This window comes from bacterium (assembly GCA_021372535.1).
Classification (GTDB): Bacteria; Latescibacterota; Latescibacteria; order Latescibacterales; family Latescibacteraceae; genus JAFGMP01.
In genome coordinates this window covers 1-22,884 of the sequence record JAJFUH010000063.1, presented here as the reverse complement: position 1 = coordinate 22,884, position 22,884 = coordinate 1, and the positions used below count along the sequence as shown (strand labels likewise).

Annotated in this window: 16 protein-coding genes and 2 pseudogenes; 14 read left to right on the top strand and 4 right to left on the bottom strand. The window is 48.9% G+C overall.

Annotated features, from left to right (window positions below; all coding sequences use genetic code 11):
• The first annotated feature begins 259 nt into the window (after positions 1-259).
• Entirely contained in the window at positions 260-1,750 is a 1,491-nt protein-coding gene (locus LLG96_06755) for a hypothetical protein (GenBank protein ID MCE5249903.1), read from the top strand.
• 228 nt (positions 1,751-1,978) lie between these two features.
• Positions 1,979-2,425 (top strand): annotated as a pseudogene (locus LLG96_06750) (DoxX family membrane protein).
• A gap of 1,180 nt (positions 2,426-3,605) precedes the next feature.
• Here the strand turns inward: LLG96_06750 and LLG96_06745 are convergent.
• Entirely contained in the window at positions 3,606-4,541 is a 936-nt protein-coding gene (locus LLG96_06745) for an MBL fold metallo-hydrolase (protein ID MCE5249902.1), read from the bottom strand.
• A gap of 188 nt (positions 4,542-4,729) precedes the next feature.
• On the bottom strand, positions 4,730-5,173 hold the full coding sequence (locus LLG96_06740) for a MotA/TolQ/ExbB proton channel family protein (GenBank protein ID MCE5249901.1): 444 nt from the start codon (positions 5,171-5,173) through the stop codon (positions 4,730-4,732).
• A 645-nt stretch (positions 5,174-5,818) separates the two neighbouring features.
• On the opposite strand from LLG96_06740, the gene LLG96_06735 reads away from it, so the two are divergent.
• The 11 genes and pseudogenes from LLG96_06735 (at position 5,819) to LLG96_06685 (ending at position 18,320) form a co-directional block, all read left to right on the top strand.
• Positions 5,819-7,747, top strand: a complete 1,929-nt coding sequence (locus LLG96_06735; GenBank protein ID MCE5249900.1) for a PAS domain S-box protein — start codon at positions 5,819-5,821, stop codon at positions 7,745-7,747.
• An 8-nt stretch (positions 7,748-7,755) separates the two neighbouring features.
• Positions 7,756-8,922 carry an AAA family ATPase gene (locus LLG96_06730; GenBank protein MCE5249899.1) on the top strand — a complete coding sequence of 389 codons (1,167 nt, stop codon included), beginning with the start codon at positions 7,756-7,758 and terminating at the stop codon, positions 8,920-8,922.
• Positions 8,912-9,529, top strand: a complete 618-nt coding sequence (locus LLG96_06725; protein ID MCE5249898.1) for a DUF4276 family protein — start codon at positions 8,912-8,914, stop codon at positions 9,527-9,529. Before LLG96_06730 ends, LLG96_06725 begins: the two co-directional genes overlap by 11 nt.
• Before the next feature lie 2 nt (positions 9,530-9,531).
• On the top strand, positions 9,532-10,311 hold the full coding sequence (locus tag LLG96_06720; protein ID MCE5249897.1) for an ABC transporter ATP-binding protein: 780 nt from the start codon (positions 9,532-9,534) through the stop codon (positions 10,309-10,311).
• An 842-nt stretch (positions 10,312-11,153) separates the two neighbouring features.
• On the top strand, positions 11,154-11,588 hold the full coding sequence (locus LLG96_06715) for a hypothetical protein (protein MCE5249896.1): 435 nt from the start codon (positions 11,154-11,156) through the stop codon (positions 11,586-11,588).
• A 62-nt stretch (positions 11,589-11,650) separates the two neighbouring features.
• The gene (locus tag LLG96_06710) at positions 11,651-12,259 is read left to right on the top strand and encodes a LexA family transcriptional regulator (GenBank protein MCE5249895.1); all 609 of its coding nucleotides are present in this window, start codon (positions 11,651-11,653) and stop codon (positions 12,257-12,259) included.
• A gap of 623 nt (positions 12,260-12,882) precedes the next feature.
• Positions 12,883-13,839, top strand: a complete 957-nt coding sequence (locus LLG96_06705) for an AAA family ATPase (GenBank protein ID MCE5249894.1) — start codon at positions 12,883-12,885, stop codon at positions 13,837-13,839.
• Between the two features lie 303 nt (positions 13,840-14,142).
• Entirely contained in the window at positions 14,143-15,636 is a 1,494-nt protein-coding gene (locus LLG96_06700) for a helix-turn-helix domain-containing protein (protein ID MCE5249893.1), read from the top strand.
• Positions 15,637-15,994: 358 nt separating this feature from the next.
• The gene (locus tag LLG96_06695; GenBank protein ID MCE5249892.1) at positions 15,995-16,591 is read left to right on the top strand and encodes a hypothetical protein; all 597 of its coding nucleotides are present in this window, start codon (positions 15,995-15,997) and stop codon (positions 16,589-16,591) included.
• A gap of 47 nt (positions 16,592-16,638) precedes the next feature.
• Positions 16,639-17,796: a glycoside hydrolase gene (locus tag LLG96_06690; protein MCE5249891.1), complete on the top strand. Its 1,158-nt coding sequence runs from the start codon at positions 16,639-16,641 to the stop codon at positions 17,794-17,796.
• A gap of 338 nt (positions 17,797-18,134) precedes the next feature.
• Positions 18,135-18,320: pseudogene (locus LLG96_06685) on the top strand (type II toxin-antitoxin system HicB family antitoxin).
• Between the two features lie 50 nt (positions 18,321-18,370).
• Here LLG96_06685 and LLG96_06680 read toward each other — a convergent pair.
• Both LLG96_06680 and LLG96_06675 read right to left on the bottom strand, forming a co-directional pair.
• Positions 18,371-19,339, bottom strand: a complete 969-nt coding sequence (locus tag LLG96_06680) for an HD-GYP domain-containing protein (protein MCE5249890.1) — start codon at positions 19,337-19,339, stop codon at positions 18,371-18,373.
• 238 nt (positions 19,340-19,577) lie between these two features.
• Positions 19,578-21,242, bottom strand: coding sequence for a hypothetical protein (locus LLG96_06675; GenBank protein MCE5249889.1), 1,665 nt, complete (start codon positions 21,240-21,242; stop codon positions 19,578-19,580).
• 216 nt (positions 21,243-21,458) lie between these two features.
• Here LLG96_06675 and LLG96_06670 point away from each other — a divergent pair.
• Positions 21,459-22,884: hypothetical protein (locus LLG96_06670; GenBank protein MCE5249888.1), on the top strand; the 1,426-nt coding region annotated here is incomplete at its 3' end.

Genomic DNA, 22,884 nt, shown 5'->3' with positions numbered 1-22,884 from the left:
AGGGAAAAAACAAGGTACTAAGGGACAAAGGTACTGAGAGACAAAGGGAAAATGAGTCCCGTCAGGGACTTCCCGGTAATAGACCGGCATTTCAATGCCGGGCGGAAACAGGTCAGGATGCCATATGTCATTGTATATAAAGAAGATCATGAAACAAGTTCAGGATGACGGTCATGCCGAACGTGTTTCGGCATCTTCCGCTCTACTATGCACAATACACTATGACGTCATTTCAACTCATGAAAGGCGGTTAACGGATATGAAATCATTGCGAACGCTTCATGCGGCGGTATGGATTGCAGTGTTGTCGCTGCTTCTGGCAGCCGGGGTCTCATATGCCGCGGGGAACCATACGCCGGTATTCACCTGGCAGCACCGCGGCGGGGCGGTCAATCCCGAACAGTGGATTTACGATGGCGACATACCCATCGCCCTGTTCGAACAGCGGATAATCGAGCAGCCCGCGGAACAGCTCATGTTTTTCAATATGGTTTCCAAGCCCCCGCTCCTCAGGCACCTCAGGCTCACACCGGACGGCGCTCCCCTGGTCGAGGCGGTGCAGCTCTACTGCAAGTGCGGACACATCGTCACCGACCGTCTCCTCGACCTCGATATCGAGGGCCAGGGCACCGACCGTCTCACCGTAACCTTCGTGACCGGGGACCAGACCGGGATAGCCACATCGAAACGTATTCTCACCCTGACATGGGACAGCGGGCGCGAAACATACGTCTATGATTTCCAGGTGGAACTGACTTTCAACAGCCCGGAGCTGTTCAACGATTCCCCTCCATCGGTCGAGTTCGCAGACCCGTGGCTTACGGGGTGTCCGGGACCGGCGCTCGAATTCACGGGCATGTGGCAGAAGCGGTACCAGCGCTTTGTTTACGAGGCGCAGAACGGCACGGTCTGTTCGATTCCGGTCAACCATTTCGTGACCTCCCATAAAGGCGGCATCAGGCTTAAACGCGACGGGATGTTCCTCACCGCGTTCGAGCCGGACGGCAATCCCGCGATCCAGTTCGTGGGAGACACCGCAGAAAAGTCGTCCATCGGTATCTGCTGGTGGGGTTATGACCTTCATCTGAGCCGCGCCTTCACCGCCGACGAGCTTTTCAGCAGTGTCCGGAGCCGGTACCGCATCTTCCGGTGCCCGGCTCAACAGGCTGAGGCACTGCTTAAGGCGGGCGTCGTTCCCCCGCTCCGTGACAACGAGCTGAAGGGTAAAAAAGAGCTCCCGGTGTACGAGCGCATCTCGACCTTCGACAAGGGGCTCAGGCTCGTAGATTCCTACCCGGGAAAGACCGACCCGTTCCCCTGGCTGATCGAGGGCAACGGCGCCGAATGGGACAGAACATCGGGCCGCAACGACTCGTATTCCCTCAAGATTTCGAAAAAGGAGCCGGGGCTCACCCGCTGGCGCACATCCGAGGGTGACGGCGAGGGGTACTACATGGAACCATGGACGCCGTGCAAAGGCTTCCGGGTCTCCTGCTGGGTGAAAACCGATACGGTAACAGGACGCGGTTCGACGCTCGCGGTGCAGTACCATGTACCGAATTCGCCGCAGATATACCCGATTCTGACCGCAAAGCGCCTGACGGGAACGAACGGCTGGACAAAGCTCGAAATCGAGGTGCCGCAGCCGGTGGCGTATCCGAGGGAGATCGGATGCCTCATGTTCATGCTCCAGCAGGACGGCAGCGGGACGACATGGTTCGACGACATGGAGGTGCAGTTCCTCCAGTGAAAGAACACCCGGGGATGAATCCCCGGGCTATTTCCGAAAAGTGCCTCCGGCACTCATACGGGTGAATCGGCGGAGTCATGGAGTCCCGAAGGGACTTTCCGACAGTAGACCGGCATTTCAATGCCGGGCAACGCCGTGGGACACATCTCATGAAAGGTTTACCTTATGAACGAACACACCAACACCGGAACACCATCGGCGCGGACAGCGACCACTGTCCAGACGGCGATGCTTGTTCTTCTGCGCGTTGCAATAGGCTGGCATTTCCTGTACGAGGGGATTTCCAAGCTCTATACACCCGGCTGGACATCCCAGAGCTTCCTCTCGGTATCGAAGTGGATTTTTTCGGGAGTGTTCCACTGGATAGCCGCCAACCCGTCCGCACTGAGGCTCGTCGACCTCCTCAACATGTGGGGGCTGACCCTCATCGGCCTCGGGCTTATCCTCGGCTGTTTCACCCGCATCGCCAGCATCTCCGGCATCGTGCTCATTTTCCTCTACTATGTGGCAAATCCTCCGTTCATCGGCATGGACTTCGGTGTCATCACCGAGGGGAGTTACCTCTATGTGGACAAAAACCTTGTCGAGCTCATCGCGCTCTGTGTCCTCGTCTTTTTCCCCACCGGCAGGATGTTCGGCCTCGACCGGCTGATCATGGCGTTGAGGCGGCAACGGTCGGAGAGCACCCCCGCAGCAGGCGAACCGGCACCCGAAAAAAGCAGCGTAAAACCTGCACCACCAGTCTTCCTCGGCCGCAGGGAGATGATCAAGAGCCTGGCGACCGTACCATTCCTGGGGGCGTTTGTCATCGCGGTTCTCAGGAAGCGCGGCTGGGAGAGCTACGAGGAAAAACAGCTTCAAAACAGGCCCGATGCCATTTCGAGCGCAACCATCAAAACGTTCAACTTCGCCTCGCTCAAAGACCTGAAAGGGCAGATTCCCCATGCGAAAATCCGCAATCTCGAAGTGAGCAGGGTCATCCTCGGCGGGAATCTCATCGGCGGCTGGGCGCACTCACGCGACCTCATCTATGTCTCGAAGCTCGTTAAGGCCTACCACCACAAATCAAAGATATTCGAAACCTTTCTGCTCGCCGAAAAGTGCGGGATCACCGCTTTTCTCACCAATCCTGTCCTGTGCGGGGTTATCGGCGAATACTGGAAACGGAACATCGGGAAGATACAGTTCATCTCGGACTGCGGCGGGAAAGATATTTTCGACGGGATCAGGGTGTCTATCGACGCGGGCGCATCGGCCTGCTATGTTCACGGCGGTATTGCGGACAATCTGGCGAAAGAGGGAAAGGTCGAGGATATCGGAAAGGCACTCGACCTCATCAGGCAGAACGGGCTCCCGGCGGGCATCGGCGCACATTCGCTCGACACGGTGAAAGCATGCCTCGGTATCGGGCTCGAACCCGATTTCTGGATGAAAACGCTCCACAAGACCGACTACTGGTCGGCCCGTCCCGGCGAGGCGGAAAACGACAACATCTGGTGCACGGACCCCGAGGGAACCATCGAGATCATGAAGACCCAGAAACAGCCGTGGATCGCCTACAAGATTCTCGCCGCGGGCGCCATAGAGCCGAAGGAGGGATTTACCTATGCTTTCGACAATGGCGCGGATTTTATCTGTGTCGGCATGTATGATTTCCAGATCGTGGAGGATGTCAACATCGCGAACGAGGTTCTGTCCGAAACACTCCGGCGCCAGAGGCCGTGGATAGCTTAAAGACAGGCATAAGGCACAAGGCACAAGTGATAAGATGAGAAGAAAGGCATTAGGGGGAGAAAATGAAAACCATTGTCTCCCCTCTCCGGTCTGTTATAACAGATCGATTCACTTTCATCCTCTACAACGCCAGCCGTGAGCCAAGACCGGCTCTGAGGAAATCATCCTTGTACACATCCTTAAAAATGCCGACCGCCTTCTGACCGGTACAGTGCGATGTGGCAACCTGTCGTACTCCCAGCTCGTCCTTCAGCATCTTCGCTACGGTAACGACATGGTCAGCGGAATACGGCGCATGATGGAATCCGCCGATAACGAGAGCAACATTCTTCCCCAGATGTTTCTTCGTCTCCTTTACGATCTCTTCGATTTTTGAATGCGAGCAGCCGGAAATGAGCGTTACCTGGCCATCCGGACGGTCCAGCGCAAGAGAAAGCTCCGGTAATCCGATGAACAGCGGCTCAGTCTCGTTGGGCGGGTATTTGTTGAACCATCCTGTCAATGGCGACGATGTCGTTATAAGGTGTATGCCATCGCCGATATCCGTATGCCCCTCCACCATGGTTGTGTTCGGATGACGGTACATGAAACCACATGGATATTCTTTGTCAGCCTCTGCTGTTCCCGACCCTGATTTTAGTGCCGGAACTTTCACTGTCATTTTCCCGCCGAGCGTGAAATCGTTGGGTACATAAAACGTAAAATCCCTGTTTACCTTCAGAAAATAGTCGAAGCCAAAAATATGATCGGAGTGACTGTGCGAAAGAACGGCGATGTCTACCGCGCCGAGATCGGCTCCAAGCGCTTTGGCGTTGTGCTCGAGGATATCCGGACAGGTGCCGGCATCGAACAGAATGGTTTGTCCGTTATAGGTGATATACGTCGAAAATCCCCACTGGGAAATCGCATCGCCGGGATTATCCACCATGTTGTCATAGATATTCAGAATCTGGTTTGTGCCTGCCTTTTTTTCACGTGCTCCTTCTGAAACGCCGCTGCCTGCCAATACCAGCGATGTTGCGGCCAATCCGATAAATTTCCTTCTTGACGTTTTCATCAATATCCTCGTTGAGTTTAGAAACCATGCCGATCAGTGCTGACAACTCTCCTCATTCCTGCACAATTACCGTACGGAATGTACCCGCATTATTCACCTTTCAATATTCATACGCGTCCCCGGCTGTCCGAATGTATGCCCCTATCAGTTTTTGAATCTGCACCTTCCGCTGCTACAACCGACCCCAATCAGGCGGATTTTGACATGAGCGCATGTTTCAGGGGCCGGAATACGAGCTCCGACAAAAGCACTCCATAGAAGGCTGTCAGAAGCGCCACGGCAAGCGACGGACCGATCATTGACGGATCGTTTATCAAGGCAAGCATTTGAGTAATCCCGATAAGTGTTCCGACAATCCCGGCCCCTATCGACAGCCGTGACGCGTAATCGAAGAACTGCAAGTACTGTCTCAGCTCATCGGGATTGACGACCCCTTCTTTTTGATGCGCTTTTTTCATGGCATTGAGCGGAATGGAACATCCGAACGGCACAAGGATGCCGCCGACAAGTATCCCAACCACGATCACCAGCGACGGAGGATTGATAAAGAGCAGCAAACTCGTACCCGACATCATTCCATAAAGACAGACCGCAATAAGAATGATGATGCCGAAAATCATCGATACTTTCATGAACGACCTCCTTATGGTTTGACAATACAGGGCAGCCACAGTGGCAATCCCTACAACTGTCTCTTTCTTCCGGAGATGGGGCAGAATGAGGCTATAAGAGAATAGGTTTCTGCCGGTTCCTTATTCTCTATTCTTTTCTTCTCCGTATCCTCTGTGTCTTAGCGGTGAAATTCTTTTCACTTACATGCTTGAAACCTTTGAAATTATTACCCTCACCCCCGGCCTCTCTCCCGTAAACAGGAGGGGGAAGAAAAGCATTATTTCAGTTATTCGTGTATGCTGCCGATAATTACTTCAAGGGTTTCATGCTTATTATTGCTCCGTCGGATAAATAATGATACCAATAGCAGAAATAGATGCCGAAACAAGTTCGGCATGACGTCATCCGATATCACTGTTTAATCGCCGAAGCAATAAATGAGATAACCGGAAAGATATTGATACTTTATGCAATATCCATATATATATAATAATAATAAATGTCAAGAGAAATATATTCGGGCGAAAACCCTCCATTGTTCAGAACGTTTTTTTATTGTGTTGACGGGCAGAATTGCGTTATTTACATTTATAAATTCACAGGGGGACAGGCTGCGCCATTCCCCTGTTCATGGTTTCCTTCCAGGAACCGGAAAGCTTTTACCAATGACAATCCCAGCAGAAATGAATAAAAACGAGCTCATTAAACTCATCGAAGACATGGAAAACCTTCTCATTAAGAAGGACATGTTCAGAGAGGCTTTTAATCAGGCGCCCGGCGCTATTCTCATAACCTCGCAGCCGGGAGAAATCATCGAGTGTAATCAATCTGCGTTGAAACTGTACGGTTATTCGTCATCGGAGATACTGAAGCTCACCATGATCGATCTCCTTTCCGAAGAAACCGCCGACCGTATCCCGGAACTGCTGAAAGAGGAATCCCAGTCGGGCGGAATGGATGTCAGGGCTGTACATAAAAAGAAAAACGGCCGGCCAATCCCCGTTATAATGATCACCAGACTGTTCACCGCAAACGAACAACATTACCGTATGATGATTATCCATGACATGGCGGATGTCGAAAAAACCCTGAAAGATACAGTGCCGCAGACCATGACAACGGAGGAATTATCCGATATTCTCCCCGAAATGACCGGGGAGCCGGAGATGGTGTTTGAAACCGATCAGAAGGGCTTTATCCAGAGGGCAAACACTGTTTTTCACGACAAGACCGGATATTCAAACACAGATTTTAAAAAAGGTCTCAATATAACACACTTCTTCTTCCCGTCAAATCCGGGGGATAAACTCGGGGATATTACATCTCTCCTGCCGGAGAAAATGAAAGGGATAAACGAATTTAACCTCCTGTGCCGTGACGGAAGCATAATGCCGGTAATGGGACTGTTTACCACGACCATTTCGAAGAGAAAGACCGGGGGATATAAAATTCACACTTATGATGTTTCCGAGCAGAAACGGTTCGAGCACAATCTCAAAATGATGGAGAAACTCAACGCTCTCGGAGAAACAGCTGGCGGTGTTATCCACGATTTCAACAATATTCTCTCGATTATCCTCGGAAATATCGAGATGCTGGAAAAAAAGTTCGGTTCCCCTCATATTTTCGATATCACCAGGAAAATCAGGTCTGCGGCTGTGGACGGCGCCGTGATAGTCAGGCGTCTTCAGGACTTTTCACAGGTATATATACAGCAGAGTGAAGAGTATATAGACATCAACAAGATCATTATCGACACCCTGGATATTCTCAAACCGAAATGGTTTCATATTCCCCTCTCCCAGGGTATTATCATACAGGTGGAAACCGATCTCAAAGAGGTCCCCGAAATTCTCGGCACCGCCGCGGAAATCCGTGAGGTGCTCAACAATATCATGTTAAATGCCCTCGATGCCATGCCCAAAGGCGGCACTATCACCATCAAAACCGATCATGTGGAAAATTTCGTCCTGCTCACCATATCCGACACAGGATCGGGTATGTCTCCCGAAACCCAGAAACGCCTGTTCGAGCCGTTCTACACGACAAAGAAAAACAAGGGTACGGGTCTCGGGCTGAGCATTTCGTTTGGCATCATAAAGAAATTCGGCGGGTCCATCTCGGTCGAAAGCGAACAGGGCGCCGGTTCGACATTCATCATCACCCTCCCATCCATAAAAGGAAAAACAACCAATCAAAAAAGCGCAGAAAAACAACATCCTGCAGACAATCAGGACGAAATTCTCGTTGTCGATGACGAAGAAAACATCTGCTCCCTGCTCCGTGAATTCCTCCAGAAGGAAGGGTTCACGGTCACTGTGGCCACCGGCGGCGCAAAGGGACTCGACTATGCGAAACACCACACGTATCCCGTGGTGATAACCGATCTCAACATGCCCGGTGTTTCAGGCTGGGAGCTCGCCCGTTACATCAAGCTCAAGAATCCCGAAACGATCATCATCATGCTCAGCGGGTGGGAAGAAACCATTCTCGCACTCAATGCAAAGGAGCCGACGGTCGATTTAATCCTCCAGAAACCCATTTCATTCTCAAAACTTTCGGATTTTATCGGGAAAATCAGGAATAAAAGGTAAGGTGGGAAATGATCATTTCACGGGTATTACTGAGAAACTGGAAAAATTTTCTCGATGTAGATGTCGCTTTGGGTGATCGCGTCTTTATTGTTGGCCCCAATGCCTCAGGCAAGTCGAATTTCCTCGATGCTTTTCTCTTCTTACGGGACATTGCAACAAACGGTTTTATTAAGGCTATTGAAAACAGAGGCGGCATCTCAAAAATCAGATGCCTTTCAGCCCGCAGGTATCCTGAAATCTATATAGAAATTCATTTATCAGAGTTAAAAGAACAGGAACCTTTTTGGAAATACGCAATTGGAATAAGACAGAGAAAAGGCGGGGGAAACGAACCTTATATAAGTACCGAAAAGGTATGGGAGCGTAATAAGCTTTTACTGGACAGGCCAAAACCTGAAGATGATAAAGACTTCATGCAAAAAACATTTACACATCTCGAACATGCAAGCACCAACATAAAATTCAGAGAAATTTATAGATTTTTTACTTCAATTAAATATCTTCATATCATTCCACAGCTCATCAGATTTTCTGATGATTTTACTTATAAAAAAAGTACATTAGAAGATTCACATGGAAGTAAATTTCTGCTCTATTTGTCAAAAACATCAAAAAAAACAGTTAATTCCCGTTTTAAGAAAATAGAAAAGGTCTTACAGTTGGTTGTTCCCCATCTTAAAAAACTCGAATATAAAACTGATAATGAAGGCAATCCCCACTTGGAAATGAACTATGAACACTGGCGCGCAAAAGGTGCTCACCAATCAGAGGATCAGTTTTCCGACGGTACATTGAGGCTGATCGGTCTATTATGGTCTCTTTTGGATGCCGATGAAATGGTTCTCCTGGAAGAACCGGAATTGTCTCTCCATTCCGGAGTTGTAAAGAAACTTCCCTGGATGATTCACGATGTTTTACGGACGAAAAAGAAAAAAATTCAGGTTATAATAAGTACACACAGTTATGAACTGTTATCGGACAGAGGAATTGGCGGAGATGAAGTTATAATGCTCAGACCCGAAACAGAAAAAACTACGGCAATACCGGCAATAGATAACAATGAGATAAGAACTCTTCTCGAAAGCGGATTAACAGTGGCTGATACGGTTCTGCCTCATACGGAACCTGAGAAAATCAGTAATATTTATCAACTTGATCTATTTAATGGACGATAATATTCTATATATAAGCATCGTTGTTGAAGACGAATTAAGTGAAGAGATTCTGAAGAAAATTATCCGAGAATCAGGGCTTAATATCGTAATTTCAACCACTTATGGCAAGAGTGGCTGTGCATTCATTGATAAATCCATCAATGGATTTGCTCAGGCATCCAAAACCATTCCTTTCATTATCCTTCGAGATCTCGATACATACGAATGTCCGCCTGTTCTTATCAATCAAAAAGGGCCCCGTATAAAACATAACAACCTTCTCTACAGAATCGCTGTACGGGAAGTAGAATCATGGCTGCTTGCAGATAGAGAAGGTTTTGCAGCCTATTTAGAAATATCTGTAAAAAAAATCCCCTACCCGACCGATACAATCTCAAACCCCAAACAGTTCTTAATAAATCTTGCCCGTAAATCAAGAATAAAAAGAATAAAGGAAGACATTGTTCCTCTTCAATACAGCACAGCTCAGGTGGGACGTAATTATAACAACTGTTTATGCGCTTTTGTAAATAATTTATGGAATATTGCACAAGCAAAGGAACATTCCGAAAGTCTCTCAAGAACTGTTCGGGCAATTTCAACTTTTTCTCCAAGAACAGATCATTAATCATGGAACCCGTTCTCATCCTCGACAGTGTCTCGCTTTCCCGCGGCAGCCGTACCATACTGTCCGACATTTCGCTGACAGTCCGCCGCGGCGAACACTGGGCAGTGCTCGGACCGAACGGAAGCGGTAAAACCACGCTCATGAACATCATCACCGCCTATGTGTGGCCCATGTCCGGCACGGTAACCGTCCTCGGCGACCGTTACGGCACCATCGACATCCGTGAAAAACGCCGTCACATCGGCCTCGTGTCCTCCGCCCTGTCGGAACGTGTCCCTCCGCGTGAAACCCTCGGCAACGTGGTGCTGTCCGGTCGTTTCGCAAGCCTGGGGATATTTAACGAGCTGCTCGACGATGATTACCATAAAGCCGGAGAAATCATACGGTTCCTCCATTGCGAGACAATCGCCGACAGCCAGTACGGCGTCCTGTCTTCCGGAGAACGTCAGCGCGCCCTCATCGGCAGAGCCCTCATGGCGGATCCGCAGCTCCTGATCCTGGACGAGCCCTGCGAGGGTCTGGATATGGGAGCCCGCGAGCTCATCCTCAACCGCCTCGATATCCTGACAGCACAACCCGACAGCACTACCCTGCTTCTGGTGACCCACCGGATCGAGGAAATCCCGCCCGGCTTCACCCATGCTCTCATCCTGAAAGATGGCCGTGTTCTTGCCTCGGGATTGAAACACGAGGTGATCACTTCGGACAATCTTTCCACGGCAATGGATGTGGATTTCGAGGTTCTGCACCGTAACGGACGGCTGTTTGCAGTCATTCGGTAGTAAAAGACAGGCACAAGGCATGAAAGACAGGCACAAGGCACAAGGCACAAGGGAAAATGCTAAATAAAGACAGGCATAAAGTACAAGGGGAAAAAGACTAAAAAACCAGAAGCTGTGAACCAGTGACAAGGCATAAGGGGAATCCCCTGAAATGAGAAAGCCTCCGCATGATGCCGTCATAATTTCGGCACGGGAGGCTCCCTCAAGCTCGCCTGTTAAGTTTAGTGCTTTCCGCCGAAGCGGATTATTGCAATAGTACGGGATATACATCGTTTTGTCAAGCTGTTTCTGATGCCTTCCGCTCTCTTCATTCCTTCTGTCCTCAAGTACTTTCCCCTTTCCCCCGGCATTGAATCTCCCGATCAGGTCGGGGACGGGCTGTTGGCGAAAAGTCCCTCCGGTACCCTCTTAAAACTCCCACACAATACCAGCCGCATCATTCCACTTATGCTCTATCCCTGTTCTTCATCTTTTCACTTTATGCCTTATGCCTTATGCCTTGTGCCTTATGCCTTATGCCTTGTGCCTGTTTTTCACGCCTTGTGCCTGTCATTCATAACGTTCATTTGCCTGCACCGGTAACAACGACAGCACCGTGAGCGGCACATCGACGGTTTCGTTTTTTTAAACACAGTTTTAATACTACACGATGTTGTGGAGAGTAAAAAAATAGATACAACATTCAGTTATAAAGTCAATAAAATGTGCATCGCAAAGGGTGTTTCCGGTATAACTGTTTGTGCTACCGTTCGTTTGGCTAATGATGTTATCATAAAAAAAGTGCTTGCCTAACAGTCGTTTCATTATTATATTACATCAGTTTCATGAAAAGGAGGCCCGGTATGCTGCAACTCTTTCTCTATAAAGTTTTCTTCATAATACTCGCCATTGATATTGTCGCGGCCGGCGTCATGCTTGTTTTCGTTGTCAACATACGGCAAATCCTCAAAAAGCAGTTCATCGAACGCCGGTTCGAAATCAGGGCTATCGTAACCGCTCAGAACGCCCGTTCATCAGAATCAGCAGCCCGTGATCTTGAAATATCCGTAAAGGAATTCAACGATTTCTGTGCGCGGAAAGGTATTCAAACGCCTGAGCAGAGAAAGGCGAAAAAGGAAGAAGCCGAGAAAAAGAGACAGAGCGAGCTTCAGCGGATCATGGAAGAAGAAGCATCCTGGCGCGCCGAACAGGAAAAAATGGCTGAAGACCGCCGTAAAGAACAGGAAGAAGAAGCACGGAAGCGCAAAGATCGTCTCCGTAAGTTCGGTATCACCTGACATCTGGCGCCCGATCATTCCGGATACTACTATTATATTTTATTATTGAGCGGAGAAATTTTATGGGAATCACGGAACTTAAAGACCGTCTTGCTTACATGATGGAACGAAGAAACATCGCAAATGCCGCCGAGCTTTCTCGGCTTACCGGGCTTACCCAGGTAGCGATACGCAACTATCTGCGCGGTATTAAAGTACCAAACGCTCAGGCTCTTATCAAGCTCGCCCGGGCGCTCAATACGACAGCGGATTACCTGCTGACGGGAACAGCATTGAAACCGGACAAGGTCCCCCTCCTTTCAAAAATTCCCGCAGGTATACCGGCTGAATGGACGGACGGTGATTACCCTGTCGGTTTCGGCGAGGAATTCATCGACCGGGGCGATGTGGCCGACCCTAACGCTTTCGCCCTCATCGTGGATGGCGACAGCATGTCACCGCGTATTAACTCGGGCGATATCGTCATCATTTCTCCAAACGCTCCGATTACGAACCGCAGCTGCGCGGTTGTTTCGGTTCATGAGGGCGATCGGACACTCAAAACGGTTATTTTTCTCAACAACGGGAAGGTTATCCTGCAACCGGAAAACGATCACTACGAACCACTGGTGGTCGATCGTGAAAAAATCAAGTTCATCGGGAGAGTCGTCGAGCGCCGTGAGAGATTATAGAGATTACAGTGAAGGCCATTTTTCTATCAGGGATGATATGGCGCTGCCATCATTGCATCTCCTGTGAATAGAATGATTTAAAAAAACACTTGACAAAAATCAAATAAACATATAGTATAGTTTCAAATTCAATAGGCCATAAAAACTATGATATGACAATTCTTTTAATAGAAATAACAATTGAATATATACTATAAAATACAATTCGTACCTGTTTAATAAATTATTACACAAGAAAATATACAGGAAAGTACTTAATGACTGTATAAACAATTTTTAACTATGGTAATCCATAAAATCGGAATGGAATCGACCGGTAATGACAGTCGATATGTGCTCGATTCCATAGATAAAACAAAAAATATTTCATTTTTTCTTTACTTATCATATACATGAAAAAAAATATTTTTCCACCGGTAACACGAGAAAACAGAAAAATATGACACCGTGTAATACCAGAAATCACATATCGACAATAATACTGTACGATTTATAATTACCGTTGGCCTGTAATGCCAAAAAACATATTTCAGACCGTACACCGTACCTGTTACGGGTTTTTTCAGAACGAATAAAAAATAATATGATATACCTGATCCGGGTTTCTTATCACGGGGTGATCAATGAAAGACGGTATGTACACAATAGGTGAATTTGCCGCGCTTCTCGGAGTTTCAAAGGCGGTAATCTACAAATGGGAAAAAGAGGGAAAAATAAACAAGGCCAACAGGGTCAAACGCGGAAAAACCTTGTACCGTTACTATACCGCCGATGATATACGTGAACTGAGAATTTCAATGAATCTCGAGTCGCCTGTTACGAAAAAGCGGAAACAGCTTTTCCTCAATTTCAAAGGCGGTACGGGCAAAAGCGTCATCAGCGCAAATTATGGCTACCGTCTGGCGCAGCATGGATTCAAAGTTCTCATGGTCGATCTCGATGCCCAGGGACACCTGACAAAATGCCTCGGATGCAATCCTGAGGATTTCACGAAAACACTGTATGATGTGATCATCAACAAGGTCCCGATCCAGAGTGTGATAACTTCGACGAAACTATCGACTCTCGAGCTTATTCCGGCAAATCTCGGGCTCTCCCCCATCGAGCTGTCCCTGACAGGTCTCCACGCCCGTGAATACAAGCTTCGCCGGGCTCTTGCGGATATCGAGGACAACTTTGACATCATTATACTCGATGCGCCGCCCAATATCGGCCTCCTGAATCTTAACGCCATTTTGTCTGTGGATGATCTTCTTGTACCGGTACTCGCGGATTTTCTGAGTTATGACGGTTTGAAGATACTGTTCGAAACACTCCGTGACATCGAGGAAGACTTTGAGTATATGTTGCAGAACATCTATATCTTCCTCAACCGGTACAATGAAAGCATGAATATAAGCCAGCGGACCCGAGACGCAATCAGGAAAAACTACTCCGAATATGTACTCAATACGATGATCCGTCAGAACACGACATTGTCGGATGCGACAGCCCAGGGGATGACGATATTCGAGTATGCGCCCAATTCGAGGGCCTCTATAGATATAAACAAGCTGGTTGATGAAGTATTCAATATTTGAGCGATATTATTTAGACTGTTAATATATGACATACCGTATGTGCTATAGTAGTAATGAAGACAGTATAAATTACATGGTATTATATATAATAGCTGATTATACTATAGCATATATTGATAGTTAATTATTGTTATCGTATATTTGAAGTGTTATGATTACTGTGTTAGTATTTAGTATGCTATTATATATCATGTTATAAATTATATTACTTTGTTTTTGGGTTGCAAATATTTATATTGTATATATTGCCGTTCTCTTTCAAGTATGCCGTTTTTTGTGTGCATTCTATCTCGAGGTCCTGCTATGCCTGATAATTTCGATATCAATGTCGCGAGACGTAAACCGAGCACTGCAAAAAACCGCCCTGCACGTCCCTGGGATGTTCCCAAAACTATTGTCGATGATGTCGACGATGATTTTATCGATGATTCTCAGGATAATTCTGTTGTAATCGAGCACGAGATCATTCCGGAAGCCGAAAAACCCACAGCATCAGCAGAATCTTCCTTGCCCGTTACCGGAGGGAGTTCTTCCGGTGAAACCGATATAACTCCTGTTTTTGTTTCTAAGATAACCGAACGTGTATTTTCCCGTAAACAGAGCGATTTGTCCGATACTATCAATATTCACTCGAATTTCTGCAAACTTGACAATGATGTATCCGATCATCTTTTCGCACGGTTGTCTCCGTCCGCACAGTCAGTCTATCTCCGTCTGTATCGCCAGTCTTTCGGCTGGAACCGTAACTGGGCGGCCGAAAGCCTCCCAAAACTCAAGGTATCGTGCAATCTTTCGCTTCAGACAGTCAGAAAAGCGATAAAAGAGCTTGAAACAACCGGATGTATAAAAAAAGAATTCAGCGATTATCATAAGGCAACGGTCTATCGTATATTTTTGCCTTCTGAAATTGGCATGTCAGATAATGCTCCTCAATATACTGACAGTCAAAATAAGAGAGTACGCGGTTTTGCTCCTGCAAATTCTTCAAATCACGTCTCACAGTATCAGGGAAAACAGGGTCTTCCTGCTGGTGTCCAAAATACCGACAGTGACAGTTTTTCTCCGCTTGACCTCAAAAATCTTGATGGACATGATATGAATTCTGGAGGTCAAAATTCTTTTATACAATCTGTATATTATTCAGGCACAAACATTTATACTCTGCTCGGCAACGGTGGTGCACTCCCTAAAAACATATCTAAATACATTACAGATACATCTCTCGCTCACGCTGTCGATATTATAGATGAGTTTTACGAGTCAATCGGATTCAGCATTGTCTCACGGGCTGCATACAGAAAATCGATTTTCGATTTCTTCGACATGATACGGTCGGGTTTTTCCCCGGATGACATCAGGTATGCCGTACGATGGACGTTTAAAAATTCACGGTCGAGGCCGGAAAGCTTTTCCCTCGTCAAATATACGATTCACGATGCGATGAACGAGCTCATCCAGGAAATGAAGGGTATTTCGGGCGAAAAGGAATTTGTCAGGGAGAAGCAGGAAGCGATGCACAAGAAACAGCAGCTCGAGAAAAACCAGGTTTCACGAACGGTAACGAATGAAGATATAAAAATCTGGATACAGGTCATGGATGAATTGAAGACGGTACTGAACGAGCACTCCTTTTCGGCCTTTATAGAACCGCTCAAGCTCGATGCGGTTGAAGGGGACAGGATCAGTATAAGTGCTCCGCCGGATTCTGTTTCATGGGTTGTGGACCACTTTCTTTCACATATACAGGATGCATACCGTAATCATGGCAAAAAAAATACCGTTGTTGAAATAAATTAGCACGATTCATTCACAGTATTCAATCGACCGCGGTATAACGCGGATAAGGAGGATAAACAGAAAATAACAGGCAGGCTGATACATATGATTAATTCCGTTACCCGTTATTATTTTCACGGCCTGCCGACGAAGGTATCTCCTCTATGGGGAAACACAAGGAGAGGGTATCATTGAAATCATCACCGAACATGATGTGTGTTTAACAAGGCTTTTTTTAAACAGTATTTACTCTTTCTGAATACCCTGCACGGGAGACATGGGTAATTCTTATACGGTGTCTTTCATGCAGGATACATACATAACGCATGAATCCCGTTTCGGGATTAATGCATTTTTTTTGATTTAACCGGAGGAACATATGCCCAAACACTGGACAGATGAAGATGAGGCTTTTCTGGTCGAGAACATCGATAAACTAAGCCGGTCTGAAATAGCGGAACATTTTGGAGTATCGGTGAAATCCATATCCGATAAACTGAGGCGTCTGAGCCGTAACCCCGAAACAAAAGCAAAACGGCCAGCCGTCAAGGAAACAGACGATCCCCTGGGAATATTCGACGATATACGGAAAGCGTTCATTCGTGATTTCATCCGTGAAATCGATTACCGTGATATTGCGGAACTTCTTGGAGTATCGCCGGAAGACCTCAAGGAAGCTGTTGAAAAGACCGGCCTCAAACTTCCCTATGAACAGGCCAGGCGATGGGTTGAAATCGATGTGGGAACATTCAAATCCATTGCCGACTGCGCCCGCTGCCAGGTGCAGTGCAATCACAGCAGTTTCCTTGTCGGGTTCACCGACTGCAGAGAGTGCATTGAACAGAACATAAAGCACCTGATAGAGAACGGAATGTTGATTTTTGTCCGTTTCAAGGGCGGCGAGCAGGTATACCGGCAGATGCCGAGTCTGATGGTTTGGGGCGGTCCTTTCCGTGATGACAGCGTTTTTGAGTAGGGGTAATTTATGAATTGCCCCTGCTATAAGAAAGAGGAGGGGATAGGTTGAGAAAATTCTTCAGGATTACATCGATTGCGGCGGTATGTATTGCAGCCGCAGCCGTGATTTTACCGGGATTTACGGCAACCGCAGGAGCACAGCAGCCGGACGCCGAAATCCTCTCGACCGCGGTTGTCTGTAAGGAGCCGGGGCGTTACATCGGCTGGCCGTCGGTCGCACGGACGAAGAACGGGGATCTCGTCGCCGTATTTTCCGGAGACCGTGACGAACATGTATGTCCCTGGGGCAAGACAGAGATGGTTCGCAGCGCCGACGGCGGGGAAACGTGGTCGGCGCCGGTTACGGTCAACAATACTCCCCTCGACGACCGTGACGCCGGTGTCATCGTGACGGCGAAGGGAACGATCCTCGTATCGTGGTTCACCTCGCTTGCGTTCGACGATTCAGCCTATAAAAAGCACTATCCCGCATCGGTCATCGAAAGCTGGAAACGTCACGCCGAAAAGCTCAGCCCGGAAATCCGGAAGCAGTGGCTCGGCTGCTGGGTGAGGCGCTCGGAGGACGGCGGCGCGACATGGGGCGATCCCATACGGGTGGCGGTCAACTCTCCCCATGGGCCCATACAGCTCCGGGACGGCCGTATTCTCTATGTCGGCAAGACGCTCTGGGCAAAGCCGGAAGCGCTCGATGTGATAGAATCACGTGATGACGGGGTGTCATGGACAAAGATCGGCACCATCCCTCTTCCTCCCGGAGGAAGCATCGATCACTGCCACGAGCTGCACGCTGTCGAAAACGGGGACGGTACTATCCTTGCCATGATACGGTACCAGCCGCAAAACCGTGACGACTGGATCATGCGCCAGAGCGTGTCGAAGGACGGCGGCAGGACATGGTCGACGCCCGAATCGACTGGTATCTGGGGTCTTCCGCCGCACCTCATACAGCTTCGTGACGGCAGGCTCGTCGTCGTGTACGGATACCGGAAGGAACCCTTCGGGGAGCGTGCCTGCATATCCCGTGACGGCGGAAAGACATGGGATATCGACCATATCATCGAGCTTACGGGAGCGCCGAACGGCGACCTCGGGTATCCGGCATCGACCGAGCTGGGGGACGGCTCCATTTTCACGGTCTATTACCAGATCGACAGGGCAGGGGAGAAGACCTGCCTCATGGGGACGCACTGGAGGGCGAGGTAGGGGTAAACCGCTGATTAAACTGATTGAATGATTTCCATGATTGAATCCCGGATTATTCATGGGAATATTTCACCACAAAGACATAAAGGCACAAATAGACATCAAATTGTGTTCCCTCACCCTTTGATTTCCTGCTATGATAAAAAGCAAGGGGCAGTTCCCACGTCCGGATTGAATTCTCCCCTCACCCGCGCAAAGCGTTGGAGAGGGGGATCGAGTTGTGAGGGTAGAAAGCGAGTGAAAATTCAATTATGAGATTCTCTGAGAGGTACGGATTCAAACCGGTTTGTGAAGTAATTCAGATAGATTCAATAGATAATGCAAATCGAAAATTCATCATGGTGACTTATAAGGGATATACGGGCCATGTCGAGTATGATGATGAAGCAAAACTTTTCCATGGCGAAGTAGTCGACACCCGTGATGTCATCACGTTTCAGGGGACAACGGTCGAGGAAATCGAGACAGCTTTTCGTGATTCCATAGACGATTATCTCGAATTCTGCCGGGATCGGGGCGAGCAAGATGTTACCATTTTTTAACCGCCCTCTTAACGTATATAAAACAAGTTTTGTTATGAGTATCTGGATTCGCTGAAGAGCAGAACGAATTGTTTGAAAAATTCGGGATCGAATTCGTTTTTCATCTCGCTTTTCATGGTATTGAGTGCATAATAAAACGAGAGCTGTTTTTTGTAGGGACGTTCGGCGACGAGGGCTTCAAATACATCGGCGATACTGCATATTTTACTGTAGACGTGAATCATCTCCCCCTTGAGACCGCGGGGGTATCCTTTCCCGTCATTGCGCTCGTGATGCTGGAGAACGATGAGCCGTGATTCGGGTGTAATGTGGTTGAATTTTGTGAGGATTTCGTGCCCTTTGACAGGATGTGTTTTAATGATGTTCCATTCGGCGTGGGTGAGGCGGCCCGGTTTTCTCAGTATAGTGAGGGGAATTTCACATTTTCCGATATCATGAAGGAAAAATCCGGCTGCAATTTCAGCCATGTTCAGGTCGGGATCGCCGGAGAAAATTGCCTTTGAAAGACCGGTGGCAAAAATACCGACGTTGATGGAGTGATTGTATGTGGATTGGTCAAATTCGGTCAATTGAATGAGATTGCTTACAGCATCATTCTCGCTCAGAACAAAATCCATGGTCGCCGCGATAGCCATCTTATAAGAGGTGATCAGCTGTTCGGAAGGTTTTTCAAACAACGCCCGCGCTATATTCGATATGGAAAGGTAAGCGAATTCGGCTTTATCGCTGTTTGAATATTCAGGATCGCTGAGGATACCCGCGAGATTTTCCGCAAGATATGCGTTGTATGCATCTTTATCCTTTTCATTGATATAAAGAACCGAAATGCCGTTTGCGAGGAGGGTGTCATGAACCTCCTGGGTAAATAATTCCTCACGGGAGCTGTAGAGAACCAACCTGCCGGTTTTAGTTTTAATGAAAAGATCAAACGATTTTATGGAGTCGTTTTTAATCGTTTGAATCGAAATGGGGATAAACTTGAGCGCCGAACGATCAGCCATATATTACCATGGAATAATCCGTTGTATCCGATACTGCCGAACTGCCGAACCGATCAGAATCACGGTTCCACTTAAAGAGCGGCAACGGCAGGTCTGTCAATTCCCGGATAGAAAATAAATTCATATTATCAGAACCAGCCGCTGTCATGAAAAACATGATACATCAACCGGCGTTATATGATATTATGCATATGTACAGTAAGTCAAGACTTATTTTAACTTCTTCCATATTCAGGCTTTATTGAGGATCGCCTGTTCCAAATAACTCCCATCGTATGCTTTTCGAGCCGGCGCGGATATAAAACCACAGACTGCCGACATCGAGCCTGACATATTTCCCGGCGATGTACGGGTCGGCTTCATGCAGGTCCCCCCAGAACTGGAGGACGGCGTCCGGCTCCTGCCTGCCGATCGAGTAAGCGTAATCGTATTTGAGATGACCCGGAAGAAAATACGTGTATTTCCCCGGCCCGGAAGGGGTACGCATCTTCATGTGCGCCACTGTCCGGTCGGTCTTTCCGAGGATGTCCACGGTGTACCGTTCGGAAAAATAGGGGATTGCACCGGCCCATGTCACCGCGATCCGGGCATCGGGAGTGGTAATCTGTTTTATCACGAGCGCCCGTTCGACCATGGTTTTGTTGTTCTCGACGTGGGGTGGGGGAACGATGAAAGCCATCCCCTTCAGGGTAAGCGAGCCGGAATTGCTGTTGAACCTGACAAACGCGAGAATGACGATTGCGAAGAAAAGGAAGCTCAGTATTCCTCGATATGCCCCTTCGCGGTTTTTTGAGAGCTCAGGACTTTTACCGCCCTTTTTTTCACGAGAAGACAGATGTCCTGTAACGAGCGTACCGAGACGTTCTTTTATGAGAAAAAGTCCCCACATGAACAGGATAAAAAACTGGGGCATGATTATCGAAATATAGCGGTTGCTTCCCTTCCAGTCCTCCCAGGCATCGCCGCCTACATACATGCTGTAGAGCATCTGGAGCGCTATGAGGAGCCCGGGAAGCCAGGTCCGGCGGTCACCGGACAGCACGAGCGCCGCGACCGGCACAAGGACGAGGAGCAGGTTCATGTTCCATATAAAAGCCCACCAGACTGTCACTCCCCGCGCGATTCTCAGGAAGAGCGGGTAACCGGTCATCTTGAGATAGTACGTGTTCGGCAGCGGATCGCCATAATAGAGTACACGGAAAAGGGTCTGGCCGCCGAGGAAGATGAAAAGCACGATAACCCCCCACAGGAGATTACGTTTCCTGCGATCTTTTCCCCCGAACGCGAGCAGGAACAGCCATACGCCGCAGAGCGGCACCGCCATGTCGATACGGATGAGCGTTCCGATGCCGAGCAGTATGTATGTTTCGACCGGAACCCTGTTTTCGCGGAGCGCGCGGAGCACCCGCACCGTGATGCAGCTCAGAAGCGGAGTCAGGAGACACACTTCCATACCCTGAAGGCTCCAGTTTATGAGAGGAAGATAAAAGGCGGTGAGGAAAACCGCCGCAATGGCAACGGGCGGCCTGTTTCCCGAAATCAGGAGCGCGAGGCTGCGGACAAAAAAGAGGTTGAGAACAAGACAGAACGCCGCGGTAATCTGAATAACGAGAGAAATTTTCGGCTGCGGAACGGGGAGCAGGTGAACGGCGGCCATGTAGAGTGTCCAGAGGGGGTTGGTTATTCCCTCGACACGCTCCCCGGGATTCATGACGAGACCGTGTCCCCCGGCAAGATTCCGGGCATATCGCATGGAGACCATGGCATCGTCGAACAGTGAAAAATACCGTTCGCCGTCGATAACGAAGCTTGTTCTGGAAATGAAAATGGCCGCGTAGAGAGAAAACAGGACAAGCAGAACTGAAAAAAAAGCGTTGTCCTTTCTGAATACCGGTTGTGTCATGATGAAATATGAAAGTAAGAGGTTTACAGAGATAAAACCCGGATTTACCGTAAAATACGCTTTTAGCGGGTAAAATCAAGGATGAAATGGGGCGCCGCCATTTATATATTTTTGATTTGTATGCAGGTATCGGTTGTGTATTATACTATATGCTTCTCTTGTCACAAATCATACCACATATGCCGGATTTATCGTTGACCATAGAAAGGAAAAATTATGAGAGTTGCCCTTTTTTGTCTCTGTATAGCGTTTTTGATTGCATCTCCGGTTTCGTTCACCGGTTCCGGTGATGGCGCCGAAATCAGCGCTGCGTATGGCGCGCCGGTCCTTGAGGACTGTATTTATACCGAGGACTTCGAGAGCGGCGCAGTCGGCCCCTGGGCAAGCTACCCGCCGTCCCAGGATACGGCATACGACCCGAGCATTCATGTTCTGCCGCTTCTCAGCGAAAAGAATGTGAAAAACCGTGCTCTCTGGCGTGAAATCACCCCTGATTACGACATCGATTACGAGTTCGGCGCCCGTAAGCTCCTCGATATGTACGTGGATTCTTCGAGCGTGCTGACATTCCGCGCCTTCGTCAAGAGCTACCGTGGAACGAAAGGCGTCATGGTGCGGTTCGGTTTCGGCAACGGTGTCATGAAGGAGCGTCTGGTGCCGTTCGATGAAATCCAGGTGTGGAAGGACTGTACGGTCCGTCTGGCGGACATTCTTCCCGCGGGAGTGTGCAAAAAGGTCGACGGGATCGCTTTCATGGCGGTCTGTCCGAACGCCGACCCGGAAACGCTCCTCCGTTTCGGCCTCGACGATGTTAAGCTCACCGGAAAGCGGGAACGCCCCTTTGTCTTCACAGCCCCGAAGGTTCACAAGCTCGATGAGTGGAAAGATCATATCGCCGGCACCCACTTCACTGCGGGCGGAACGGTCACCATTTCCGGTACAGCCCCTGTCGAAACAGGCAAGGTGCAGGTCCGGCTTGTGCGCGCCCTCACCGGCGGCGATGAGCGGCAGTTTTCCATGAAGCGTACTTCCGGCGGACAGTGGTCGGTCACCATTCCGCTCGATGAAAAGAGCGGAACAGGCCCCGGTTTCTGGCGGGCAACCGTTTCATTGGCCGATAAAAACGGCGGGACGTTTTCCACGAGCCTTGTGTTCCTTGTCAGACGTAAGGACGCCCCTGATGACCACCCGCGCCTGTACTATTCCCATGAGGATATGAGCGCCATCAGGGGAAAGATGTCGTCAGGCCGCGGGAAAACGGTCTGGGAGGCGATCAGGAGCCGCGCCGACCGCGCTCGTGCCGAACATACGGTCGACGATTTTGCTTATAAATTCGACGCCCTCAACGACATCCACTGGCTGCCCGTTTTCGGCGATTACGGCAGAGAGATACGGGAGCCGCAGGACTACATACGCGAGAACGCCCTCGTTTACGCCCTCTCCGGAGACGCCGGGGCAGGGGATGCAGCGCGCGGGGCGCTCCTCAAGATGGCTGAATGGCCCTCGTACGTCCCGCCTCATATTCTCAACCAGGGCAAGCATTCCTACTACATAACCGGTATCATGCTCACCGACCTTGCGCTCGGCTACGACCTCCTCTATGACCGGCTCACACCCGAAGAGAGGAAGACAGTCGCCGAAG